The organism is Geothrix sp. PMB-07 (genome assembly GCF_030758935.1).
Classification (GTDB): domain Bacteria; phylum Acidobacteriota; class Holophagae; order Holophagales; family Holophagaceae; genus Geothrix.
Genome location: NZ_CP132333.1, coordinates 3,098,024 through 3,122,162, shown reverse-complemented (window position 1 = coordinate 3,122,162; position 24,139 = coordinate 3,098,024). Strand labels below are relative to the sequence as shown.

19 protein-coding genes are annotated in these 24,139 nt (G+C 64.3%); 6 read left to right on the top strand and 13 right to left on the bottom strand.

Annotation, left to right across the window (positions count from 1 at the left end):
* Window position 1: 1 nt before the first annotated feature.
* Window positions 2-2,077 (top strand): ATP-binding protein, encoded by a 2,076-nt coding sequence (locus Q9293_RS13745; RefSeq protein ID WP_306247455.1) that lies wholly within the window; start codon window positions 2-4, stop codon window positions 2,075-2,077.
* A gap of 22 nt (window positions 2,078-2,099) precedes the next feature.
* Here the strand turns inward: Q9293_RS13745 and Q9293_RS13740 are convergent, their stop codons facing one another.
* On the bottom strand, window positions 2,100-3,995 hold the full coding sequence (locus Q9293_RS13740) for a PKD domain-containing protein (protein ID WP_306247453.1): 1,896 nt from the start codon (window positions 3,993-3,995) through the stop codon (window positions 2,100-2,102).
* Window positions 3,996-4,311: 316 nt separating this feature from the next.
* Here Q9293_RS13740 and Q9293_RS13735 point away from each other — a divergent pair, with 316 nt between their 5' ends.
* Complete coding sequence (locus tag Q9293_RS13735) at window positions 4,312-5,220, top strand: NAD-dependent epimerase/dehydratase family protein (RefSeq protein ID WP_306247451.1); 909 nt, start codon at window positions 4,312-4,314, stop codon at window positions 5,218-5,220.
* Between the two features lie 130 nt (window positions 5,221-5,350).
* On the opposite strand, the gene Q9293_RS13730 is transcribed toward Q9293_RS13735, so the two are convergent.
* A complete protein-coding gene (locus Q9293_RS13730) occupies window positions 5,351-5,875 on the bottom strand; it encodes an adenine phosphoribosyltransferase (protein WP_306247449.1) in 525 nt (174 codons plus the stop codon).
* 99 nt (window positions 5,876-5,974) lie between these two features.
* On the bottom strand, window positions 5,975-6,724 hold the full coding sequence (surE, locus tag Q9293_RS13725; RefSeq protein ID WP_306247446.1) for a 5'/3'-nucleotidase SurE: 750 nt from the start codon (window positions 6,722-6,724) through the stop codon (window positions 5,975-5,977).
* A gap of 66 nt (window positions 6,725-6,790) precedes the next feature.
* On the opposite strand from surE, the gene Q9293_RS13720 reads away from it, so the two are divergent.
* Together Q9293_RS13720 and Q9293_RS13715 are read left to right on the top strand one after the other, a co-directional pair.
* The gene (locus Q9293_RS13720) at window positions 6,791-7,372 is read left to right on the top strand and encodes an RNA polymerase sigma factor (RefSeq protein ID WP_306247444.1); all 582 of its coding nucleotides are present in this window, start codon (window positions 6,791-6,793) and stop codon (window positions 7,370-7,372) included.
* A complete protein-coding gene (locus Q9293_RS13715) occupies window positions 7,369-8,535 on the top strand; it encodes a hypothetical protein (protein ID WP_306247442.1) in 1,167 nt (388 codons plus the stop codon). Before Q9293_RS13720 ends, Q9293_RS13715 begins: the two co-directional genes overlap by 4 nt.
* 11 nt (window positions 8,536-8,546) lie before the next feature.
* Here the strand turns inward: Q9293_RS13715 and Q9293_RS13710 are convergent, their stop codons facing one another.
* On the bottom strand, window positions 8,547-9,770 hold the full coding sequence (locus Q9293_RS13710; RefSeq protein ID WP_306247439.1) for a putative glycoside hydrolase: 1,224 nt from the start codon (window positions 9,768-9,770) through the stop codon (window positions 8,547-8,549).
* Window positions 9,771-9,943: 173 nt separating this feature from the next.
* Here Q9293_RS13710 and Q9293_RS13705 point away from each other — a divergent pair, with 173 nt between their 5' ends.
* Complete coding sequence (locus Q9293_RS13705) at window positions 9,944-12,343, top strand: VIT and VWA domain-containing protein (protein WP_306247436.1); 2,400 nt, start codon at window positions 9,944-9,946, stop codon at window positions 12,341-12,343.
* A 118-nt stretch (window positions 12,344-12,461) separates the two neighbouring features.
* A complete protein-coding gene (locus tag Q9293_RS13700; protein WP_306247434.1) occupies window positions 12,462-13,154 on the top strand; it encodes a protein-L-isoaspartate(D-aspartate) O-methyltransferase in 693 nt (230 codons plus the stop codon).
* A gap of 20 nt (window positions 13,155-13,174) precedes the next feature.
* Here Q9293_RS13700 and Q9293_RS13695 read toward each other — a convergent pair whose 3' ends face one another.
* The 9 genes from Q9293_RS13695 to Q9293_RS13655 all read right to left on the bottom strand — a co-directional run bounded on the left by Q9293_RS13695 (window position 13,175) and on the right by Q9293_RS13655 (window position 24,139).
* Window positions 13,175-14,896, bottom strand: a complete 1,722-nt coding sequence (locus tag Q9293_RS13695; RefSeq protein ID WP_306247432.1) for a sensor histidine kinase — start codon at window positions 14,894-14,896, stop codon at window positions 13,175-13,177.
* A 496-nt stretch (window positions 14,897-15,392) separates the two neighbouring features.
* Window positions 15,393-16,835 carry a hypothetical protein gene (locus Q9293_RS13690; protein WP_306247431.1) on the bottom strand — a complete coding sequence of 481 codons (1,443 nt, stop codon included), beginning with the start codon at window positions 16,833-16,835 and terminating at the stop codon, window positions 15,393-15,395.
* A 252-nt stretch (window positions 16,836-17,087) separates the two neighbouring features.
* Entirely contained in the window at window positions 17,088-18,185 is a 1,098-nt protein-coding gene (locus Q9293_RS13685; RefSeq protein WP_306247429.1) for a hypothetical protein, read from the bottom strand.
* Complete coding sequence (locus Q9293_RS13680; RefSeq protein WP_306247427.1) at window positions 18,186-18,527, bottom strand: hypothetical protein; 342 nt, start codon at window positions 18,525-18,527, stop codon at window positions 18,186-18,188.
* A 233-nt stretch (window positions 18,528-18,760) separates the two neighbouring features.
* A protein-coding gene (locus Q9293_RS13675; RefSeq protein ID WP_306247425.1) for an IS3 family transposase occupies window positions 18,761-19,911 on the bottom strand; the annotation gives its coding sequence in 2 pieces (ribosomal slippage) (window positions 18,761-19,659 and window positions 19,659-19,911; 1,152 coding nt in all).
* A complete protein-coding gene (locus tag Q9293_RS13670) occupies window positions 19,856-21,934 on the bottom strand; it encodes a phage tail protein (protein WP_306247423.1) in 2,079 nt (692 codons plus the stop codon). The genes Q9293_RS13675 and Q9293_RS13670 overlap by 56 nt, the downstream gene beginning before the upstream one ends.
* A gap of 53 nt (window positions 21,935-21,987) precedes the next feature.
* Window positions 21,988-22,812, bottom strand: coding sequence for a phage BR0599 family protein (locus Q9293_RS13665; protein WP_306247421.1), 825 nt, complete (start codon window positions 22,810-22,812; stop codon window positions 21,988-21,990).
* Window positions 22,809-23,747, bottom strand: coding sequence for a sigma factor (locus tag Q9293_RS13660; RefSeq protein WP_306247419.1), 939 nt, complete (start codon window positions 23,745-23,747; stop codon window positions 22,809-22,811). Before Q9293_RS13660 ends, Q9293_RS13665 begins: the two co-directional genes overlap by 4 nt.
* On the bottom strand, window positions 23,747-24,139 hold the full coding sequence (locus Q9293_RS13655; protein ID WP_306247417.1) for a DUF4406 domain-containing protein: 393 nt from the start codon (window positions 24,137-24,139) through the stop codon (window positions 23,747-23,749). Before Q9293_RS13655 ends, Q9293_RS13660 begins: the two co-directional genes overlap by 1 nt.

Sequence of the window (24,139 nt, the reverse complement as noted above, 5' to 3'; positions counted from 1 at the left end):
CATGAACCCCGCGCCCAAACGCCATCCCGAGCTCACGCGCCTCTATGTGGCCGCGGGCCTGGTGGCGACCATCCTGGTGATCATCCTGGGCTACAAGGCCCTGGGCAACCGCGTGGCCGAGGGCGGCCTGGATGCGCCCACCCGCTGGAGCCTGGTGGCCGTGGGGGTGCTCAACGCCCTGGCCATCGGCACCCTGCTGTTCATCGTGGCCCGCAGCGCGGCCAAGCTCTACTTCGAGCGCAAGAGTGGCATCCTGGGCTCGCGGCTGCGCACCCGCATGGTGCTGACGCTTTTCATCGTGGGCATCGTGCCGAGTCTGATCCTCTACATGGTGGGCCGCGATTTCATCAGCAAGAATGTGGAGCGCTGGTTCAGCCCCCAGACCGAGATCACCATCCGCGACGGGCAGAAGATGGCGGAGGATCTCCGCGCCGCGGCACGGGGGCGGCTGGAGTTCGGCGAGGGCCGCCTGCTGGCCTCCGCCTCGGCGGAGCCCCCGGTCATCCGCGCCGCCTCAGGCCTGGACTTGGTGGCCGCTCTCGGCCCGCGCGGTGAGGGTGCCGTGCGGTCCCTGGACCTGGCGCCGGGCCTGCCGCCGCCAGACCTGGCGGTACTCAGCGGCGACAGCCTCCAGGAATCCAAAGAGGGCCTGTGGATGCTCCGCACCGTGGCCCGGGGCGACGGCGGCTGGGTGGTGGGCATCTTCATGCCGCGGGAAACCCTGGACCGGGTGCTGGCGCTGGAGCAGCGCTACCGGGAGAGCCAGCAGATCCGCGCCAACAAGCAGACCCTGGAGACCCTGCCCCAGAACACCTTCCTGTTCCTCACCATGCTTACGCTGTTTTTCGCTGTTTGGTCGGGCCTGGCCCTGGCCAAATCCCTCAGCGAGCCCATCCGCGCCCTGGCCAAGGCCGCGCAGCGCGTGGGCAGCGGCGATCTGGACGTGCAGCTGCCCGAACTGGGCGAAGACGAACTGGCCTTCCTGGCCCGCACCTTCAACGCCATGACCCGCGATCTGAAGACCAACCGCGCCGCCATCGAGGCTCAGGCCAGCCGCCTGGAACAGCAGCGGGCCTACCTGGATCAGCTGCTGGCGGCCCTGCCCGTGGGTGTCATGAGCTGGCGGGCCGATGGCGAACTGCGCACCTTCAACGCGGCGGCCCAGGCCTGGCTGGGCCTGGAGTCCTTCGACCCCGCGGAATCCACCTGGGCCGCCGTGGCCTCCTCGCCGCGCTTGGGCCGCCTGCCGGAACTGCTGAGGGCCGTACGGGATTCCAAGCGGGGCGTGCAGGAGGAATTCCGGCTCGGCGGCGAGGGCGAAGGGCGGCCCGTGCGGGCCATCCTGGAACCCCTGCAGGGCGGTGGCGTGCTGGCGGTGCTGGAGGATCTGTCCCTGCTGGCCCAGGCGGAAAAGCGCGCCGCCTGGCAGGAGGTGGCGCGGCGCATGGCCCACGAAGTGAAGAACCCCCTCACGCCCATCCAGCTCACGGCCCAGCGCCTGCTGCGCAAGCACCGGGAGGGGCGCCTGGATGGCGAATCCGTGCAGGAAGGGGCCGAGACCATCCTGGCCGAAGTGGCCAGCCTGTCGCGGCTGGTGGACAGCTTCAGCCGCTTCGCCCGCCTGCCCGTACCCCAGTTCTCACCGTGTGATCCCGCGGACCTGCTGCGCCAGGTGGCGGCCCTCTACGGCCCCAACCATCCCGACATCCGCTGGGAGCTGCGTCTGCCTGAAGGTCCTGTATCGGCCCTGTGGGACGGCGACATGGTGAAGCGCGGCCTCATCAACCTGGTGGACAACGCCGTGGCGGCCCTGGAGGGCAAGGGCACCGTGGCCCTTTCCCTGGGGGCCGAAGGCGCCGACCTGCGCTTCGACGTGGCCGATGATGGGGCTGGGGTGCCGGAAGCGGACCGCGAACGCCTCTTCGAGCCCTACTTCTCCACCAAGCGCAAAGGCACCGGCCTGGGTCTCGCCATCGTGCGCCGCATCGCCCAGGATCACGGCGGCGATGCCCGCTATGAAGCCCTGGAGCGGGGCAGCCGCTTCAGCCTGATTCTGCCCAAGGCGGGGAAAGGCTAGTCGTCGCGGCCAACGCGGGGGGTCAGGGCAGTTCCAGCGCGCCCACCGTGGGCGTCTTGGCATCCCGGGGGTTGCCCCGGGCGTCGACGAACACCGGCACCGCCTGGCCCGACCGGAGGTTCCGGTCTCCCGGCTTTCCGAAATCAGCGTTGGCGGGATCGAGGGAGAGCAGCTGGGGGTCGGCGACGACCGTGTGCTGGTCGAAGCCCGTGTCCAATCGCCAGCCCTCCAGCGTGCCGGTCGCGGGATCCCCTGTGCGGCTGGACTGGGGAAAGAGGAAATCGAGGCCCGTGTTCTTGTCCAGCGCTCGGCCGAAGATCCGGTTGTGGTCCGATTCGGCCAGGGCTTTCCCGCTGCCCTGGCAGAACGTGTGGTACTTGTAGCCCTTCCAGGCTTCCCACCAGGGGGCGATCCCCTCGACAGTGTTGTCCACGAAGAGGTTGTTCAGTACGCGGATGCCTGAGCAGCTTGCGTCGAAGTAGGCCACATCCAGATACTCCCGCGAGGTGGCCGGCGTCGATCCCCCCATGATGGTGTTGTGGAGGAGGTTGATCCGCGCCGCCGGGCCGGAGAGTGCGCCACCGGCCACCAGCACCGCCCGGTTGTAGTCGAGAAACCGGTTGTTGCGGACGGTGATGTCCTGGCCCATGAGCTCCAGAGCCAGGGCCGTGTTCGCGTGGTCCTGCGCCAGGAACTGGTTCGAATCCACCAGGACCCCATGCTGGAACTCCTTGGGCGATCCGTTCCGGTTCTGGGGAATGATCGACAGCAGCCCGTGGATGGAGTTGCGCCACAGCACCACCCGGTCCGTGTCGCCGCGCACGGTCACGTTGTCGAAGTTGTGTCCATTGTCGTGGAACCGGTTGTCAGCCAGATAGATCCGGGAGCCCGACTGGATCCGCAGCCCGTGCTGGGGGTTCATCCCGCCGTTGTCCTCCTCGGTGTTCCCGATGTAGGCGGCCCCGTCGGAACCGGAGGACCAGCCCCCTCCGTTGAAGTTGTGGACCCAGCACTCCGACTGGGTGTTGTCGTGCCCACCCACCCCGAGGGCCCCTTGGCCCACGTTCTCTGTTTCGACCCGGTCCCACAGGTTGCCATCCCCGTTGAGGAAAATCCCTGCGGACACGATTTCGTTGTTGCCCACCTTCTTCCAGTCGCGGCTGGTGCCGCGCACGTGCAGGTTGGTGATCCGCCAGCCGGTCCCCTGGTTGACGCGCAGCACGAAGTCCTCGGGCATCGACGACTGCCACACGGGGTTCGGTGCCGTGGGGTCGCCATAGCGTCCGATCAGCACGTAGCCGGAGACCTCGTCGAACAGCACGGTGGACGTCACGGGAAAGGTCTCCCCTGCCTTGAACAGCAGCTGCACGTGGTTCTTCAGGGGGGCCTTGTTCAGGCGGGTCATGGCCTTGGCCACGGTCTTGAAGGGGCGGTCCTGGGTGCCGGGGTTGGCGTCATCTCCCGAGGTGGAGATGCAGTAGGTGCCGGACTGCGGGATGGCGGGGTCGGGGACGAAGGGATCGATCTGGATGACCACCTCCTTGGAGATGGGCGTCGACCCCGTGGCCGCATCGAAGACTCGGAGCTTCACGGTATAGGTGCCCGGTTTGCGGAAGACGTGGGCCGCCACGAAGCCGTTGCCGGTGGGGTATTTCACGTCGGCGTCGGCGGGGGCCTCGCCGAAGTCCCAGAGGCAGGTGGCGTTCACGTAGGAGCCGTCGGCGAACCGCGGTGAGCCGGTCACATCGAAGAACACCGACAGGGGCGCCACGCCCCGCTGCAGGCTGGTGGTCACCGTGATCGAGGTGTCCTGGACCGGCGGCGCCGGATCCGTCTTGGAGGAGGCGCCGCCGGACGAACAGCCCAGGGCACAGACGAACACAAGCGAGAGGGCTGCTCCCCAAAGAAACGCTTTCATACCCGGCCACCTCATGGATCTGCTGCGGTCAGTTCGGAGCCAAGCTACCACGCGTATTTGGGCTCGGCAACTCGTGCCGTCCAGGATCAGGCCCGTCCCCTCCGCTGCTGCAAGCACCGTGGTTTTGCGGGGCCGTCCAAGCCCTTCAAAGCGAAGACCGGCGCCGCCGTCGTCGCAGCCAGATCCCCAGGGGCCCGAGCACCAGCCAGGCCAGCAGCACCAGTTTGAACAGGGGGGACAAGGGCGCTCCGATCAAGGGCAAGGTGGGGGCCAGGGCCCGGCTCCAGCCTCTCACGGCTGCGCGTATGCTGGGCCCATGCAGACGCGCGCGGCAAACCAGGGCACCCTCCTCATCGTGGGCTGCGGCTACGTGGGCACGCGGCTGGCCCGGCGTTTGATGGGAGAGGGCCCCCTGTTGGCCCTGGTGCGCCGGCACGCCGCCGCAGAGACGCTGCTGGGCCAGGGCATTCCTGCCGTGGCGATGGATGTGGCGCGGGAGGCCGCGGCGGTTTCGCTGAGCCTTCCCTCCGATCTGCGGGCCGTGGTGTACCTGGTTCCACCCGGCGGGCCCGGGGCCGAAGACCTGCGCCTGGTCGCGTTTCTCGAAGCCACGGCAGAGGCCGCTCCCAGGGCCTTTGTGTACATCAGCACCACGGGCGTCTACGGTGATACCGGCGGCGCGGCCGTGGACGAGGCGAGCCCGACGGTGCCGCGCGAGGACCGCTCCCGCCAGCGCCTGGACGCCGAACAGCAGGTGGCTTGTTGGTGCGAGGCCCGGGGGGCGCGTGCCGTGGTGTTGCGGGTGCCCGCCATCTACGGCCCCCATCGACTGCCCCTGGAGCGCCTGCAGCGGGGCGAACCCGTGCTGCGCGAGGCCGATTCCGGCCCCGGCAACCGCATCCACGTGGACGACCTGGTCGAGGCCTGCGTGGCGGCCCTGGAGCGGCCCGCGGCGGGCGCCTTCAACCTCACGGATGGAGCCCCGGAAAGCATGGCCGCCTTCAGCCGTCGTGTGGCCGCCCTGGCCGGGTTGCCACCGCCACGGCAGGTTTCCTGGGCTGAGGCCCAGACGCAGCTGAGCCCCGGCCTGCTGGCCTTCCTGCGGGAATCCCGCCTCGTCACCAGCCGACGCCGGGAGGAGCTGGGCTGGTCGCCCACATACGCCAACCCGGAGGACGGCATCCGCGCCAGCCTCACCGAGATGGGCTGGATGTCAGAGCCATGAATCTGTGTTCATCTGTGTGAATCCGTGGCTTCCATGGCTCTTCATGGCGGTGTTGGTCACTGAAAAGGGTTGGCCGCGGATGAGCACGGATTCACACAGATGAGGAAATCCGTGGCCCGCTGAATGCCGTTCAGTAGCGCAGGACGCTGAAGACGGGCAGGCCCTCGACCTTTTCGCGGCCGGGCAGGGAGGTCAGTTCGATGAACACCGTGAGGGCCACGGGCTGGGCGCCGGTGCGCTGCACGAGGCGCTGGGCAGCGGCGGCGGTGCCGCCGGTGGCCATGACGTCATCCACGATGAGCACCCGGTCGCCGGGCTTGAAGGCATCCGTGTGGATCTCCAGCGCGTCCGTGCCGTACTCCAGGCCATAAGCCTCCGAGTAGGTGGCCATGGGCAGCTTGCCGGGCTTGCGGGCGGGCACGAAGCCCACGCCCAGCTTCTGGGCCAGGGCGCTGCCGAAGATGAAACCCCGGGATTCCAGGCCGAGCACGTGGGTGGGCTGGAGGGTGAGCACCGGCTGGGCCATGGCGGCCACGGCCTCGCCGAAGGCCTCGGCGTTGGCCAGCAGGGGCGTGATGTCCCGGAAGAGGATGCCCTCTTTCGGGAAGTCCGGCACATCGCGGACGAAGGGGCTGAACTGGGTGGTCAGAGTCATGGCAACCTGCCGGGCTGGAACGGTTTGGGGGGATGCGAGGATCGCATGTCCGGGGCCGGACGTCCAGCCGGGACTCCCAAGGGGTCCGCCGGGTCGCCGCTACCCGTTGAAGGCCGAATCGAAGTCCGTCTGCCGGGCCAGCGTCTCCGGACAGCCCAGATCCAGGCGCAGCGGGGTGACGCTGGCGAAGCCGTGGAACACCGCCTCGGCGTCGCTGCCCGGGGCCTTGGCGTAGGTGGGGCCCGCATCGCCGCCGATCCAGAAGTAGGGCGTGTTGCGGGGATCCACCCGGCGCTCCACCAGGTCGTGGTAGGCGCGGCTGTCCTGGCCCGTGAGGTGGAAGCCCTTGGGTTCGCCCTTGGGCAGGTTCACGTTCCAGATGCGGTTGGGCGGCAGCTCCATGGTCTCCCAGCGGCTCAGGAAGCGGGTGATCCAGGGCTCTGCCTGCTCCAGCGAACCGCCGGGGTGCATGGAGAAGGCCGCGGCCTTGGCGCCCTGCAGGCGGCCCTCGAAGGCCGCGCCCACGGTGCCGGAATAGAAGACATCCTCCCCCAGGTTGAAGCCGTGGTTCACGCCGGAGAGCACCCAGTCGGGTTTGCGCTTCAGCACCTCGCAGACGCCGAGCAGCACGCAGTCCACGGGGGTGCCGTCGCAGGCGAAGCGGTCGGGGCCCACCTCGTTCAGGCGCAGGATGTTGTGCAGGCTCAGGGCCGAAGAGATCGCCGAGCGGTTGCGGTCGGGGGCCACGGTGACCACGCGGCCGAAGGGGGCGGCGGCTCGGGCCAGGGCGGCCAGGCCGGGGGCCCAGAGGCCATCGTCGTTGGTGAGCAGGATGAGGCGTTCGGACATGGCACCAGTCTACCCGGTGGGTGGTTCCCCCATTCGATGAGAGGATGGATTTCTCCCAGCGTTTACATGACCCCTGACGCCCCCGCCACCGCCGCCGCCCGCCCCGAGGGGCTGGGACCGGCTGCGCCCGCCCGGACGGCCATCCTCTCCCGCATCCGTGAAAGGATCGTGGCCTTCGCGGCATCCCGTGGTGCAGGCGCCCATGCGGAAGACCTGGCGCAGGAGGTGCTGGTGCTCATCCACGAAAAGTACGGCCACCTCGACCGCCTGGAGGACCTGCTGCCGTTGGCCTTCCAGATCCTGCGCTTCAAACTGGCGGCCCACCGCCGCAAGGCCGCCCGCCGGGGCGAGTACGATGCGGTGGATGTGGATGTCTGCCCGCCCGCCTCGGATGCGCCGGATCCTGCCACCGTGCTGGAACGCAAGGAACTGCTGGCGAAGCTCATGGGCGGCATCGCCGCCATGGGGGAACGCTGCCGCGAGTTGTTCCGCCTGAAGCTGCAGGGCAGGACCTTTCCCGAGATCCAGAGCCTGTTGGGCGCTGCCAGCCTCAACACCGTGTACACCTGGGATCACCGCTGCCGAAAACAGCTGTTGGAAACGCTGGGTGGGACCTGGGCCGGAACCGGCGGAAGGGGGGAGACATGAAGCCTGCCGATGCCGAAAAGCTGCTGGGCGGCTATGCCGCCGGAACCCTCACCGAGACCGAGCGCCAGGGCCTTTTCTCGGCGGCCCTCGAGCACCAGGAAGTCTTCGATGCCCTGGCCGACGAGGAGGTCCTGCGGGACCTGCTGGCGGACCCCGCGGCCCGGGCCCAGCTGCTTGCGGCGCTGAGCCCGGCATCCACTGAATTCGCAGCGCCAAAGGTGGTGCCTTTCTGGCGGCGCACGGGCGTATTGGGCGCCGCCGCCAGCCTGCTGGTGGCCGCCACGGCGGGCCTGGCCTACCTGCGCAGCCCCGAAAAGGTGCCACCTCCGCTGGAGGACAGGAAGGCTCCGGCCCTGAAAGCAGCGGAAACGCCGGGCCAGGTGGCTTCAGATCAGGCGCCTCTCCCCTTGGCGCGGAAACGCGCGGAGGAGGACCGGGGCAAGCCGCAGGATAAGGGCCAGAAGCAAGACTTGGCCAAGGCCGCCCCGCCGCCGCCGGAGGCACCGTTGATGGCCGCACCGGCGATGGCCGCGCCCGTTTCGGCCACGGATCACCGTGAAGATTCGGCGCGCCGCAAGGAACAACCCGGGGCCCGGGAGGCCAAGAAGGCCGAGGCCCCGAAACCCGCCGCCGCGGCCGTCATGGAAGTGGTGGCCGCCGCCAAGGAGGAGGCGCCTCAGTCGGCGAACCAGGCCCCGGTCACCCGGCTCGCGGACCTTCCCCCGGCGCGCGCTGTGGGCGGTGTCGCTGGTCTTGCCCGCGGGGCCGTGGCCCCGGCGCCTGCTCCGATGGCCAAGGCCAAAGCCGATCACCGGATGGCCGATGCCATTTCCCGCGACTCGGCCCCCCTCCGCTGGAGCCTCAGGCCCCAGCCCGATGGGAGCACGGTTGTGGAGGTGTGGGCGCCACGGGAAGCCCACCTGGTGTTGCTCAAGCGCGGCACCGGCGAGGCGGCTGTGATCACCCTCCTGCCAAAGGCCCCGGCAGAGGCTTCCAGCAACGCGATTCTCTGGCACGGCGAGGTTCGGCTGGAGGCCGGAGAGGCCCTGGATCTCTACCGGCTGAACCACCCCGCGGCCGATCCCAAGAAGCTGCCCGAGACGGGGCCGGTGGATGGTTTCCGGGCCCGCATCCACCCCACCGAAAAGGGCGCCAGCCGCTGAAATGAACCTGGCTATTTCGGCGCGGCGGCCTGGAAGATGGCTCGTTTCTCCCGCTGGATCGCAGGGAAGGTGGCATCGGGCCTCAGCTCCGCCCAGTGGTAGAGCAGCACGCCGGTGGAGGGCTCCTGGAGGGCATGACCAAGCGCCTCCTTGAATTCGGCTGGGGAGACCTGTCCCTCCGTTTCCACCTGGGCGAACTGGAGGCTGGGCATGATGCCCCGGCCGGAATTCCGCTGCAGCTCGGCGGTGAGGGTGTGGATGTACTCCGGCGGGTGGCCGATGAGCTTGTGGTACAGCATGGGTGACAGGTAGTCCACGTGCGCCCCCAGCGCTTTCACATCCTGCCCGGCGATGCGCGTGAGGCCGCGCTCGAAGGTGGCTTCGGTCCAAGGCACCACGTGAACGGAGACCTTGATGCTGGGATCGATGGCCCGCACGGCGCGGCTGGCGGTTGCCACAAACCCGGTAATGGTGCCGGTCTTCCAGCGCTCCCAGGCCTCGGCATGGCCCTTCAGAATCCACTCGGCCTTCTGTGCGGTGGTGGTCAGCTGTTTGGGAATCCGAAGTCCGGCTGCTTTCTGGAACTGGGCCAGGCAGCGGTCGCAGAAACAGAAATTCCGGAGATCGTCCGGCTTGGCATCCGCGGGAATGATCTCCCAGGTGGTGGGGAAGCGCATGAAATTGAGACTGAGAATGTCGGGCCGGAGGGTTCGGGCGATTTCCTTCACGATGGAAAGCTTGTAGGCCTGGTAGGCCTTGTCAGAAGGGCAGACGAACTTCTGCCAGTTCACGAATCGGGAATCGCCATGCTGATCCACGGGGATCAGATCCTTGCGGCGCTCCACGGTGTCGGCATCGTAGAAGATGTGGCAGATGGCGCCCACCGCGATGTGGTTCCGTTTCGCCTCGGCTCTGAACCTGGCCAGATCGATGGTGGCGTCCCGCTGGGGCAGGATCCGGCTGGGGTAGAAGGCGGTCCGGCCTTCATAGAAGGTGGTGAACACGGCATTCACACCGCTCTGCTTCAGCTCTTCCAACAATTTCCCGTCATCCGGGTACTTCGCCTGCAGCTCATCCTGATTGAGGTACAGCTTCACGCCATGGATGCGCGGGGAAACCGATGCAGGCTGTTGCGCGGGGTTTCCCGCTTCGAGGGAGCCGCCCATTCCAGTAAGGGTCATGGCCAGGACGAGGCCCCACCCGTTCTTGATGATGGCCCTGGATGGCATCGACATCTGCAACCTCCCGGAGGGAATGCTGAGTTTTGGGTATTGTATGCAGCTCTCCACCAGGCGTGCGCTGAAGTTGCCATCAACGGGCACCGCGAAGAAATCCCTGAAAGGGACCCTCGCCTCGCGGCATTCCCCCCTGAACCGCGCCATGGAGGTGCGGCCCATCGGAGGAACCCATGTCGCTGCGCCGGTCCACCACCACCCTGTTCGCCTGCTGCGCCGGGCTGGCTCTGAGCACCCAGGGCGACGCCCAGGCTCACATCCGCCCCAAAACCGCTTCCATGGCAACCCGCGCGCAGGCCGCGTCTACGGGGGAAACCGGCGAGGCGACGCTCTCGCCCTACTTCTTCGTGAAGGGTGGGGACAGCGCCGTGGATCAGCTGCCCTTGAAAGCCACCTCGGCGAAGGTGGCCATTTCCGGCGTCATCGCCGATGTGAAAGTCACCCAGGTCTACCGCAATACGGGCAGCCAGCCCCTGGAGGCGATCTATGTGTTTCCGGGCTCCACGCGCTCGGCGGTCTACGGCATGACCATGACCATCGGCGAGCGGGTGCTGAAGGCGCAGATCAAGGAGCGGGGCCAGGCCCGGACCGACTACGAGCAGGCGAAAGCCCAGGGGCGCAGCGCCTCTCTTTTAGAGCAACATCGCCCCAACGTCTTCCAGATGAACGTGGCAAACATCCTTCCCGGCGACGAGATCAAGGTTGAGCTGTCCTACACCGAGTTGCTGGTGCCCACGGAGGGCACGTACGCCTTCGTCTATCCCACGGTGGTGGGGCCGCGCTACGCGGGTCTCACCGGCCGCGCCGGCACGGAATCCAGCACGGGCGAGGCCTGGGTGGCCAATCCGTACACCCATGCAGGCGAGAAGCCCGCCACCACCTTCGATCTGGAGGTGAAGCTGGCGGCGGGCATGCCCATCCAGCGCATGAGCTGTGATACCCACAAGACCTCCATCGCCTTCGACGGCAAGGCCGACGCCACGCTGCGCCTGGATCCCAGCGAGGCCCAGGGCGGCAACCGCGATGTGATCGTGAAGTACCAGCTGGCGGGCGGCGCCGTACAGTCCGGTCTGCTGCTGGATCAGGGACGGGAGGAGAACACCTTCCTGCTCATGGCTCAGCCGCCCAAACGGGTCGCGCCCAAGGATCTGCCGCCCCGGGAATACGTCTTCATCATGGATGTCAGCGGCAGCCAGATGGGCTTTCCCATCGAGGTGTCCAAGGTGCTCATGAAGGAGATGATCCAGGGGCTGCGTCCCCAGGATCTCTTCAACGTGATGGTGTTCGAGGGCAGTTCGGCCTTGTGGTCGCCCGCCTCGCAGCACGCCACCCCGGAGAACGCGCAGCAGGCCCTGGCCTTCGTGCGCTCCCAGAATGGCGGTGGCGGCACGGAGCTGGGCAGCGCCATGCGGCGGGCCCTGGGCCTGCCCCGCGTGCCAGGAATCTCCCGCACCTTCGTGGTGTCCACCGATGGCTACATCAGCGCCGATGGCCAGATCTTCGACATCATCCGCAAGAACCTGGGCTCGGCCAACCTCTTCGCCTTCGGCATCGGCAGCTCCGTGAACCGCCACCTCATCGAAGGCATGGCCCACGCCGGACAGGGCGAGGCCTTCGTCATCACCAGGCCCGAACAGGCTGCCGCCGAGGCCGAAAAATTCCGCGCGTACGTGTCATCGCCGGTGCTCACCAACCTCAAGCTCACCACCCACGGCTTCCACATCCAGGATCTGGAGCCCATGCAGCTGCCCGATGTGCTGGCGGACCGTCCCGTCATCTGCCTCGGCAAGTGGACAGGCGAGGCCAGGGGCACCGTCACCCTCTCGGGCATCAGTGGCGTGGGGCCCTGGAGCCAGACCTTCGAGGTGGGCCAGGTGCGGGACCGCCAGCACGGCGCCCTGCGCCAGCTCTGGGCCCGCCAGCGCATTCAGATGCTGTCGGACTACGACCAGTTCGGCCAGGATGAAGGCCGCAAGGCCGAGGTGACGCGCCTGGGCCTCGCCTACCACCTGCTCACGGCCCACACCTCGTTCGTGGCCGTGGATACCCAGGTGCGCAACGCGAGCGGTCACACCAGCACCGTGACACAACCCCTGCCGCTGCCCGAGGGCGTGTCCGATGCCGCCGTGGGAAACGTTTCTCGCGGCATGGTGGGTGGATTGGCCGCCAGTGTGGCCTGTGCCCCAGCCTCGATGATGATGAAAAAGGCGGAATCGGCGCCGGCGGTGATGGAAGTGGTGGCGGAGGATGCCAGGGCACGGCGGGACAAGGGGAAGGCATTCCGCGGCCTGCGTGTGCTTTCCTGCTCCGGTCTCACGGGAACCACGAATCCCCAGGCTCTGCGCCAGGAGATTCAGGCGCGGCTCATGGATCCGGCTCTGGCCTCGGCTTTGGCAGCGCTTCCTGCGGGCACCCGAGTGGTGTTGAAGGTGGATCCCTCGGGCCAGGTGCTGGGCGTCACCTTTGACCACGCCTTCGCAGGCTCGATCCAAGCCAAATCCCTGCTAGCCACCTGGAAGCTGCGCAGCTGGACCGGTGGCCTGGCCGGCAACCTGGAACTGACCCTGGGCTGATGGCCTTCCTGCTTTTGATGCGCGCCTCTCCTCTCTCTCTTGGGGGGGAGGCGCGCTGGCATGGGGCGGAGAACGACCTATGTTCATAGCCATGATCGGGTGGTTGGGAGTGGTTCTCATGGCGGTGCTCGGGAGTGCCCAGCCGGATGGTGTTCCGCAGGCGGCTCCGGTGGAAGCCGAAGCCACAGTGGCAGCCCGGGCCCGCATGGTGCGCGAGCAGATCGCGGCGCGCGGCATCAAGGATGTCCGAGTGCTGGAAGCCCTGGGGCGGGTGCCGCGCCACGAATTCCTCCCTTCCAGTCAGAGGCTCAGGGCCTACGAGGATGGCCCCGTGCCCATCGGCGAGGGGCAGACCATGTCCCAGCCGTACATCGTGGCCTTCATGAGCGCAGCCCTGGAGCTGAAGCCCACGGACCGGGTACTGGAAATTGGCACAGGCTCTGGCTACCAGGCGGCGGTGCTGGCTGAGCTGGCGGCCGAGGTGTTCACCATTGAGAATGTGGAGGGCCTTGCCTGGCGCGCCGAGGGCGATCTCAAACGCCTGGGCTATGGGCGCGTGAAGGTGCGCGTTGGGGATGGCTACCTGGGCTGGCCCGAGGCCGCGCCCTTCGATGCGATCATCGTCACCTGTGCGCCCGAGCGGGTGCCCGAAGCCCTGGTGCAGCAGCTGAAGGTGGGCGGAAAGATGATCATCCCCGTGGGCCCCCAGAATGGGGACCAGGAACTCTATCTGCTGCGCAAGCACAAGGCGGGCATGGAGACCAAGGCCGTGTTGCCGGTGCGCTTCGTGCCGATGGTCAAGGGGTTGTAGACGCCGATCCTGGGGCAGCCTCAGGCGGGAGGCGGGAACCACAGGGTGAACGTGGTGCCGACTCCGAGTTTGGAGTCGACCTCCACAGAGCCGCCCAGTTCCTCCATGGTGTACCGCACGGAAGCGAGACCCAGGCCGGTGCCCTGACCGAGGGGCTTGGTGGTGAAGAAGGGCTTGAAGATGCTCTCCAGCAGATCGGGCGGCATGCCAGGGCCGTCGTCCGTGACCCGCAGGAAGATCCGCGACTGAGGCGAATCGGACTCGCGATCAAGCTGCACTTCGATGTGGCCGCCCTGGGGCATGGCATCCCGTGCGTTGCTCACCAGGTTCACCAGCATCTGCTCGATGCGATCCCTCGATCCCAGGATGGGCGTGATCGGATCCCTGAACACCAGCTGCAGCGTGACATCCCTTGGCAGCAGCATCCTCAGCAGCGACTCGAGGTCGGCCGTGGCATGGTGGAGGTCGATGAGGCCCGGCGGTTTCTGGTCGGTGCGGGCGAAGGTCATGAGGCGTCGGGTCAGGGCGGCGGATTGGTCGGCCGCTACGATGATGCGATCCATGTCCGAGGGATTGGGGGGCTCTCCTTTCACCAGTTTTGCCCGGGACAGCTCAGCCGAGGACAGAACCACGCTCAGAGCGTTGTTGAGGTCGTGGGCCAGGCCCGCGCCCAGGGTGGCGATGGCGTTCATGCGCTCCGTGCGCCGCAACGTGGCCTGTAGCGTTTCCAAATCATGGGTTCGGGCCCGGACCCGGTCCTCAAGTTCCTCCCTGGCCACGCGGGCCTCCCTGAGCAGGAAGCCATGGCGGGCCAGGGAAAGGGCGCAGATGCCCAGAAAGCCTGTGGTGAAGAGGAGCAGGTGTGGATTCCGGCCCAAGGTGAAGAGCACCAGCAGGAGGCTTGCCGCCAGGAAAGGGAGGTAGATCAGCCATTCGACGAACTCGAAGCCAACCGGGGCGGCCTGTCCATCGACTTCCACGGGCTGGCGTGATTGGGCCACCAGGATGAGCGTGAATGGCGCCATGAGCGTGAGCCCAAGCAGGGCCGACGGTTGCAGGGTGGCATTCGAGCCATAGGCGGTGGGCTGGGCCAGCACAATGGTGGCGCCCCAGGCCAGCGAGCCGAACATGAACCACCCAAGGGGGCCTCGCACCCGACGGGGGTCTTCAGCCAGGAAGTAGACCGTGATGCCGGCGACGACGGCCACCCGGGCGGACAGGGCCATCATCCGCAGATACACCACCTCCTGGCCCTGGTCGGGTGGGTTGTAGAGAAGCGCGCCCCAGAGGAGCAGCAGGATGGCAAGGGAGCAAAGGAGACTGCCGATCAGATTCAAGGGCCGCCGGAAGGCCTGAGTCGAGGAACGGAACGGCCAGGAGAGCAGTGCCCAGGCCTGCAGAAGGGCCGCAGCGAGTTGCAGGAACAGGTGGATTCCCTCCACGGGGCCCAGGTGCGCCAGGGCCCCGGTGAAGGCCAAGGCGAGGTTGCTGGCCACGAGTACCAACGCACTGGCCGCCAACAGCCGCCAGCCCCTCTGCTCAGGGCCCGGCTCGCGGCTTCGGAAGGCGAGCAGGATAAGGGCCGCTCCGTTGGCCAGGAGCAGTCCCAGGCCGAAGGCTGCACTGACCTGATCCTGGGGCAGCCGCGAAAGGAGAACCCCGTAGGCAAGCAGGATGGCCAACAATGCCGGAAGAACGGAACCCGCGCCCAGGCGAGCTTGGGATGGGTGTAGGGAGGCCATGGCATCCTGAACTTACGGACAACGGCCCGTCCTGCTTTGCATCGGCACCAGGGCAAAGAGACTAAAATTTGAATGAATGGAGAGTTGGGGCCTGGGACAGGATTCGAGCGCGTTTGACAGCGCCAGGGTTTGGCTTTGGCACGGCCGGACGGGATTCGAACACGTGTGGCTGTGCCAGCCGCCGGTCTCGCTCCCGACAGCGCCCCGCGCTGTCTCCGCGATCCCACTCGGCCGAAGGCCAGAGGGGTGGTGAGTGCAGGCGACTGAATGTCGCCTGCCGAACCGGGCAGCCCCCGGCCTGAGGCTCGAAGCCTCTCGCCGACTTCGATGGGGGCAAGGAAAAGGACCCGGCGAAGGGTCCTTTTCGTGTGGGGTGTTGTTTGGTCGGCGCGAGAGGATTCGAACGGGTCCGGCTGCGCCGTCCTGTAACGCGGCGGCCGGTTTGGCGCGACATTTGCGCTTGGTTTGGCGCGACACAGCGTAAGCCGTAGTGCGATCAAGAGCCTGCCCAGACCTGGGAGATAACCCCGCCTGAGGAGATCTTTCCGACCAGTGGGTTGCCCTGGGTAGGGCCATAACCACAGAAGGCCAGGAACCCCCCGGGATCCTTTGACAAGTGTGCGATTCCAAGGACCGCACCAGGAGCGCCCATGGTTGGGACCCAGCGAACCAATGTGGAGACGACACCAGCGGGGGTGCATTTATTCACGCCTAGATGGCCATCGCCAAAATACCGATCAAAGTAGCCCGAATAATAGACATCAGAGCCAATGACGGCCATCTGGCCAATTCCTTCACCGGAGCGGTCCTTGAGGGTGGTTACAACCCCAGCGGCCGTGCAGTAGCGCAAGGTCCCATCGAAGACACCACCACCAACCAGTTCCTGGACAAAGAGGTTCCCAACAGCATCTGCAGCCAGTTGGCAGCCAAATGAAAACCTGGCGCTGGTCCCGGTCCCGTCGACCAGGGTGCCGTTGCCTTCGCCAACAGCCCAGCCACCGGCAAGGATCGATATAGCCTTGGCCGGGGTGATCTTGAGGATCTGCCTCGTGTAGTTGGTAAACACATAGAGATTGTCGGAAGCATCAATGGTGAGGCTCCCTATCGCACCCTGTAGGTGCCCATATCCTCTGCTGAAATCGCCCGCGTAGGCGCTCAGATCGAGCCAGGTGGTGGCATTACCAGATGAATCGATCCGTCGCAGGGCAGAGTCGTTATCGATTACGAAGAAGTTGCCTGACGAATCCACCACGCATGACATGGAATTCAGGAAACGAGATGCCCCCGCATCGCCATTGACCAACCCTGTCAGAGAAGAACTGCCGGAGAGGTTTGAAATACCAGCAGACGTAACAGTGATCAGCCTGGAGGGAGGCCTTTGCTGGGTGGTGCCCATAAGGTTCAGGGTGTCGTGGCGCTGGCTCGTGACCACCACAAACGTGTTGGTGTCCATCATGGCCAAGCCATTCAGATTCGCAACGCCAGCGGGCAAGTGAATCGGCGGGTAGTCAACGTCAGGGGCACCGAACGCCTGGCTCAACACCATTGTGAATTCCGGCGTAGTGCGGACCGTTCCTGTGAAGGTCCCGTTCACTGGCTTGATGCGGAACTGCACAGGCTTGGTAGGGTCGGCATCATCTATCCTTCGCTGAGCCTCGGTATAGATCTTTGAAGTGCTTGTCAGGCCAGGCCATGAGCGCTTCATTACCCCGCCAACGAGCACTTCGACGGTGACCGATCCCTCCAGCGCATAGGCCCCGGCCACATCCTGAGGGACCAGCAGCGTACCCGGCCCTTGGGTGACGCGATTTCGATGAGACCAGGAAAGGGTCGCATCCCCTGAAATATTCGACGGCCACGACTCGTAGGGGACGCCGTTGAGCGTGACGTTGCCCGGAGGCAGCGGTTTCCAGGCGCGGGAGGCGGTGTTGAGCTGCATTTCAACGGCACCACTCAGGGGCAGAATCCCCCGAGGCGTCCGAGTTAGGAGCTTGGTTTTTATGAGTAGATCAGTCGCGTAGGGCATCAGATCAACCTAGCGAATGGGACGTGGATGGAGCTGGCCCACAGAAGGAAGAGGATCGCCCCCTCCGCCTGTATTCGGAGCTGGGACGTTGGCATTGAAGACTTTGACCACCCGCGTGTTGTGGGTGGTTCCAGAAGGGTGATTTGCTTGAATCGCCATGTGACATCACTCATACCGGATGAGAAGAGAGGAACTGCCATTTGCGACCACACTGCTGATTGAGTCAGACCCAATGGCCATGTATTTCCGTGTCGTCCCATAGAGAGCTACGTCCGCAGTCCCCCTACGAACAAGGTCGGAGTCCAGGTAGAGCAGCAGGTTTCGGCAAGGATTTGAAGGCGCGCCATCGAAAAACCGAATCGGGCAAACACCGATATTCCCTCCAAGGGCCCAGTTGGATCCCGACGGCGCAAAGGCACCCAAGGCTGTTGAGGTAGCCTGATGCAAAAGGCTGGGGCGGATCAGCTGATTCACCACATATACGGCGCTGGAGCTGGAGTTCTCATGAATGAGCAATAAAAAGCCATCAGAGGTGTCGGCACCCGCGCTATCAGGTGTGCGCTCAATTGAAAACAGCAAGCTCGCAGAAAGGGTGTTCCCCGCGAGGAAAAAGCACAGCCGATTGGTGTCACCGGATCCAATGAAAAAGGCTGCAGTTCCTGCGCCCATATTAACTGGCGCGGTTCGAGCAACCATTACACCAGTGATGACGCCTCCACCACTGGATCCAGTCCCAATCGTGAAAGCCATTCCTGGATTCGTGATCGAGCCTGTGCTGAGGAACTCTATTTTTATAAATAATGGCGCGGAGGCTTGAAGCGCATCATTCATCCTCCAGATTTGATACCCAAGTAACTGGCCGCTCGCTGTGGCATTCACGAGCGCCGATGCGGCTGTTTGCCCAGCATCACTTGTCTGGATCCAACCACTGGCAGTCAACAAGGCCTCAAGCCGCCCTGCCCAATCGCGAATTCCCCCATAGGTGTAGCAGTTTCGACCGGACGCAGATGCTTCATCAACCAGAGTTGTGGCTCCGCCAAGGACCATTTGGGAAGAGGACAGGGAGGTAATAGGCCCGGATACGTTGTTTCCTGACGCACTGAATCCAGTCCAGTTGACATTCTGACCAAGGACAAAATTGTCTGTGAGAAAGGATCCGCCACTCCGAGTGAAGGTTTTGGTGGCTGCAGTGACTGCGACATTCGTTGCAGAGAGACTCGTGCTGGCAAGGAAGGAGACATTGGATGCGAAGGCCTTTGCCATTCAAGACTCCAAATCGGTGAATACAACAGTTACGCCGACCGCCGCGCTTGCGCCCAGGTTCGTGACGCTCAAATAGGCCTTGCCGGTGACAGGGTCATCCTGGTTCGAGAAGGTCGCTTCTTTCAATGCGAAGGACAGGTGGGCGGCGTCAGTGACCACATCCAGCTCACAATCCGAAGGGTCCGTGAGCTTTTGGGTTGAAGGCCGGGCAGCGTCTGTGGAGCGACGTGCAGCCGTCGAATACAGGCGGACTCGCGCCGCCTGTGTGGTTGTGAGCTTGTAGAGCTTTCCTGTCTTAACGAAGTCGATGTCCTGCGTTTCGACAGCCCCAGCGGCCAACACGCCGGTCGTCCAGTTCGCTGAGGCTCGGGAGGGGCGGCCATTGGTTCCATTCATTCCGGCCGGGCCAACGAGAGAGGTCCCGACCGGCCAAGCCCCACCTGCCTTTGGCCCGAAAATGAAATGAGAAGTCAGGTTGATGTAGCTATCACCATCCGAACCGATATCTGAGGTCGGGTCGATGGTCCCGTAGAGGATGGTGCGTCCGTTTGACGTGCCCCCGAGATTAGGTCCAATCAGGATGAGCCTACTGGGTTGAAAAGGATCTCGTTGGGATTCGCGGAAGGAGCCGTAGGCGACTGGAGTGAATCCCAACGACGCGCTGCTTCGATGGGAGTTATTCCGCCCAGAGGGCCATGGGGCCTGTAGTGATTGTAATCATGACGCCAGTCTTCCGTGATGATTCGAACTTCTCGCAGGCTGGCGAACCAATGCTCATTGAGGCATTCGTCTCTGAACCGTCCGTTAAAACTCTCGCAGGTCCCGTTTTGCATCGGCTTTCCGGGTTGGATGAGATGGTGCTCGATGCCTTGTTGGTGGCGCCACTGATCGAAGATTCGACTGGTGAACTCGGGACCATTGTCCGTTACAAGGATCTCTGGGCGGCCCCGCTCATCAATGATCCGTTCCAGCACTCGAGCCACCCGAAGGCTGGGAAGACTTGTGTCCACTTCAATGGCCAGGCATCCCCGCGTGAAGGTATCCACAACGTTCAGTGTCCGGATCGAACGGCCATCGGCCAGGGCATCCGAGGTGAAGTCCATGGCCCATTGCTCATTCGGCCGGGTCGGAACTCGCAGTTCTCTCCGCATTCCCCCCTTTAGCCGCTTTCGAATTCGTTTCCGAACCGACAGGCCCTCCTCCTTGTAGAGCCGGTAGATCCGCTTCACATTCACGGGGAAGGCCTCCCGGCGAAGCAGCATATGCAGCCGCCGATAGCCGAACCGCTTCCGTTCCCCAGCCAGCTCTATCAACCGCTTGCGTAGCTCCGTCCAATCCACGCGGGTGCTCGGTCGGCGGTAAGCCGATCTCGTCACCCCGAGCAGGATGCAGGCCCGGCGCTCGCTCACGAACTGGCCTTGCACCAGCTCTCGAACGGCCTGCTTTCGTGCGCCGGACCTCACCATTTTTTTGATAGAAGGTGCTTCATCCCCTCAATCTCCAACTCCCGCTTTCCCAAGAGCCGCAGCAGCTGCGCATTCTCCTGCTCCAGTTGCTTCAGCCGACGAGCGTCAGAGACCTCCATCCCCCCAAACTTCGCCTTCCATCGGTGGAATGTTTGTTTGGAAATCCCCAAATCACGGCATAAATCCGGAACCTTCTCTCCAGCCTCATGCCGTTTCAATGCTCGGATGATCTGTTCCTCTGAAAATTGTTTGGCCTGCAACTTGTCCTCCTTTGGACAGGGGCAGTCTCATTCTCGCTGGACCTATTTCTCGGGGGCACGTCACGTTGATGCCAGGTGTTGATGGGCCTGCGACAGCACCACCGCCGCCGCTGCCATCGGATGAACGCACCTCGGCGGCGCCGACGCTGAAAAACCAAACGCGATCACCCGCTGCGTTGTCTGAGGGGACTGTGTCGATAACGCCGCGAAGCACCGCAGACACAGTGAAACTGCCGTCAACATTCGCTACAGCCGTGGTCCAAGACACCAGCTCCCCAGTCGCAGGGAAATAAGCTAGGTTTGCGCCACGGGCGCGACCATCCGAATTGGTGCTGAACCCCGGCAACTGGGCCAGGTCGGAGCCACCAGATACGGTGAAGCCAACTGGATCAAGCGCGGCCGTCTTGCATCCGTATGCACTCGTGAGTAAGCCGGTCGGAGTCAGTGATGGCAGGTTCCCCGTCTGAAGATACCCAGCACCCTCATTGGTCCAGATCTCTGCATCCAGAGTGACCTGGTCGGCTCGCGATCCAATGGCGAAGACCTGGCGAGATGCCCCCACTGCCCAGTAAGGCGCTTCCATCAGCGCCTGGGCCTCGCAGGGTTGAGGCGTAACGCCGGGATCGACCCAACCAGATGACGCCGGAGCGCCATACAAGGCAGACCCGAGGCTGAATACATCCTTCAGGAAAGAGATCCGAATGCCAGAGGACTGCAAGTCACCCCTGGAAATCTTCAACACGCGGCAGACCACCTGGTCGATTCCCAGGGGGGCCCATCGCAGAACAAAAAGGTCGCCAGGCCTAAGAGTGCGGGCGACCCGGGTGCAGATCAGATCACCTTTGGCCAATGGGGTGCTGTAGGCCCTGAGATCCCGATCCGCCACCTTTGCAGCCAGGCTAGCCTTGGAAATCATCGGGTAGCTCAGGCTCGCATTGACCACCGCATCTTGATAGCGGATATTCGCGAAGGCCTGCGCCTGGACTTGTTTGGTTGAGAAATTAGATGCCCGGCTCGTGTAGGACACTTGAACCTGGTTGGTTGATTCGTCCAGCGCGACCTCGCTGTAACCCTCAAGCGCCTGGATGGACGAATGGCCATCCAACACTGGAAGCGTGGCGACGTTATAGCCGCCACGGGCTAACGTGATCCGCCATTTCCCTGTTGAGAAGTCTAAAAAGTTGCAGCCGTCAATGGTCCGCAGGATTTCCTCAATGAAGGAGCGTGCATCCCCGCTCTCCCAGATACCACTAATCCCAAACCCTTCGCTCGCGAGCTGCTGCGCTGCTGCCTGGAAGCTAGGGATATCCACGAGATCAACTGGCTGCGCCATGCCACATTCCTGCGAGGTCAGCACCTCGTAGATGACCTCGGCGGCGTTGGCATCGCCATTCAAATTCGTCGTCGATGAGCCAAACCCGAGATTCGATGGGAGCCGACGCACAACCGCGCTGATGGGCGGAATTCGAGGAGAGGTCCCGAGGTAGCCGTTATCTCCACCAGCGCTGGGTCCCTGCCACACCAGCGTAGCGACACCACGCCACGCAGGAAGGGGCGCCCCAAGCACGTCAACAAGGTAGTCATCAACGGGCTGAGACATGGTCCCGGGCAGGAAGTTGAAGGTTCCAGCCAAGCCACCGCCGCCAGTCTCTCCACCGAATAGCCCTTCCGAACTGACATGGATCAGTCCACCAGTGCTCACGCCAGTCCAGAAGGTCTTGCCGTCCGCCTGCAGCTCAAGCAGCTCCACAGGCCCAAGGCAAAGGCTAAGCTTCATCCCCACGTAGTAGCGATAGCCTACCGTTTGCCATAACGTGCTTCCCGTACCCATGAAGCCGCCCTTACCGGCCTTCTGCCTGATTGGGCGATTGGCGATGTCCCCCCACCAGGTCACATTGGGACTGTCCAGCTTGACCGTTCCGAATACGAACGCTTTCCGCCGATCCTCAGTGGCCGTCGGGAAGTCGAAGTCGGCGGTGCCAGCGGCCTTCGCGTTCTCCACCTTTGGCTTGGGGCGCAGCATCTCGCCCACCACCATGGAGGCGACCCAGAGGAAGAACATCACTGGCCACGGCATCAGCCGTCCAGCCCAGTCTTGAAGGGGTTCTTATCGCCAACAAACGGCTCACCGCCGTAATTCGCAGCGTTATTGAAGACGCTGTGACAATCTCCCCATGAGCCATCGGCTCGTTTCCAGAGGTGATCGCACCCGCGAACGACCTTCAGAGCATCTCCAGCCTTCGCACCAACCAGCGGAAATCGCAAGCCGACTGAATTGCCAACATGGCTGATGATCTCCTGACGGGCGTCAAGGTCCAGGTGGTAGGCCTCTCCCCGCACCCACCAGCCGTCCGCCTGTGTCCCGAAGAGATCCGCAACCAGAGTCATCCCATCCGAACTGATGGAGGTTATGACCGCATCACGGGTCCACTCGGCCTCCGAGACACCACAGCTGTAGAGCCGTCGCCCGCAGCTGTATCCATAGGAAAGGCGCAGCGTAGCCCGGCCGAGGGCCTTGTCCGTCGGATCGCATTGAATCTGAGCCCGCGAGCCCGTCCACGACACCCCTCGGACCTTTCCCTGCCATATCCATTCCGTCTCGGTCTCACCGCGATGAAGGCGCCCCACAGACACCCAGATAGAACTTCCAGGGGCGCCCCCACGGAACAACATGGCAACCGGGAAATCACGAGCCACCTCAAGCTGGAGGGTCGAATGCTTTTCCTCCTTCCCAAGGCTCGGAGCATTGCGGCGAATGGTCGCGGGCTGGAAAGTGCCATCAACAGTTGTGACAGGCTCCGCATCGCTCGTATAAAGCCACCGGTTGCCCCCCCTGACGAAGAGGTAGAACTCAACGGGGGCGCCATCATGGACAGAGTTTTCGCGGCTGGCCAACGTCAAAGTAAAACCTCCTTCACCCGGAAACTAGCCCGTAGGAGGTCGTCCGTCTCCCAGACCATGCGGAGGCTGTCTTGGTCCAACCGAACGAAGGAAAGATAGCTGATGCAGCGCCAGTCAGAGGTAGCGCGGGCCTGCCCAAAAGACTGATCGAGCGTGATCCATTCATGGTCCATTCCGCCGGGTGCACTACCCGTGATCCGCCGAAAGATTGGCGCACCTGCAAGGGGGTAGAAGGCCAGATCACAGCGGTTGTGGTGTTGAACTATATGGGTGCTGTAAAGCACATTCCGGATGCGGACCGACAGGTCGGAGGCCGATGCGTCCTGGGACTGCTCCATGTCTCGCGAATATGTCGGAAGCCAGAAAGGGATGCAGCGGCCCCGCCGCGCATCAATGAACCCCATGAAACGGGCAATCGCTTCAAGGCGATTCAAGGCCCGCCGGAGGGCGGATTCCCGCTCCGCCTGCTCAGCCTGGTCCTGTGGGTCAGGCTGAGCAGCTGGGAGCAGATCACTCAAAGCGGCGTCTTCGTCTCGGAGGTGGGCATCGAGACGCAGGACAAGGGGCAGCTCGCCATCCTTCACTGCCTGTTGGCGGGCTCGTTTGGCAAGGTAGACATCGTGGGATCGACCCAGGGCGGCCCGCATGGCCTGCCTGATCCAATGGTCGGCGTAGGACAGGTAACCTGCCCCGAAAGCCGGATCGTAGTCCCTGGCGGCCTTCAGGGCTCCGGAACGGCCCTCCTGAAGAAGATCGTCCCGGTCCAGGCCGCGCATGATGGCGGCCGGAAGGTAGCTCTCCGCCCGCCGCTGGATCCAACCCTCCACCTGGGCCACAACGGAAGCGTCAAGGCCGTTGGTAGGGGTCCACCAGAAGACCTGGCCGTTCACGGTGACCGCGACCGGCAGGATCTCTGCGGCGGAGGATTCGCGCATCAGGCCACCTTCGCCTTCAACTGACGGTCTAACTCGATAGCCGCCTCGACGCTGTAAACGACCGGCAGATGAAGGTTCAGCGCCACATTCATCTCTCGGAGGCAGCCTGGGCTGTTGTTCCAGCCATCAATCATCAGCAGGTAGTCGCACCTGCGGATGACCTCCAGATCCATGGCCATCCAACTCTCATAGCCCACATCCGAGTTTCCGATGATGGGGCTATTGGCGTGGGGGCAGTAGTGCAGGACTTCGGCCTCCCAGAGCAACGTGGAAGCCTCAAGGGCGGCAAACCGATGGCGGTTGCGGGTCAAGGCATCCTCCGCGCTCATAGGGCCACTGAGATAGCCCATGGGGAGACGTGGCGAATTGAGGTCCTTGTGCAGCTGCTCCAT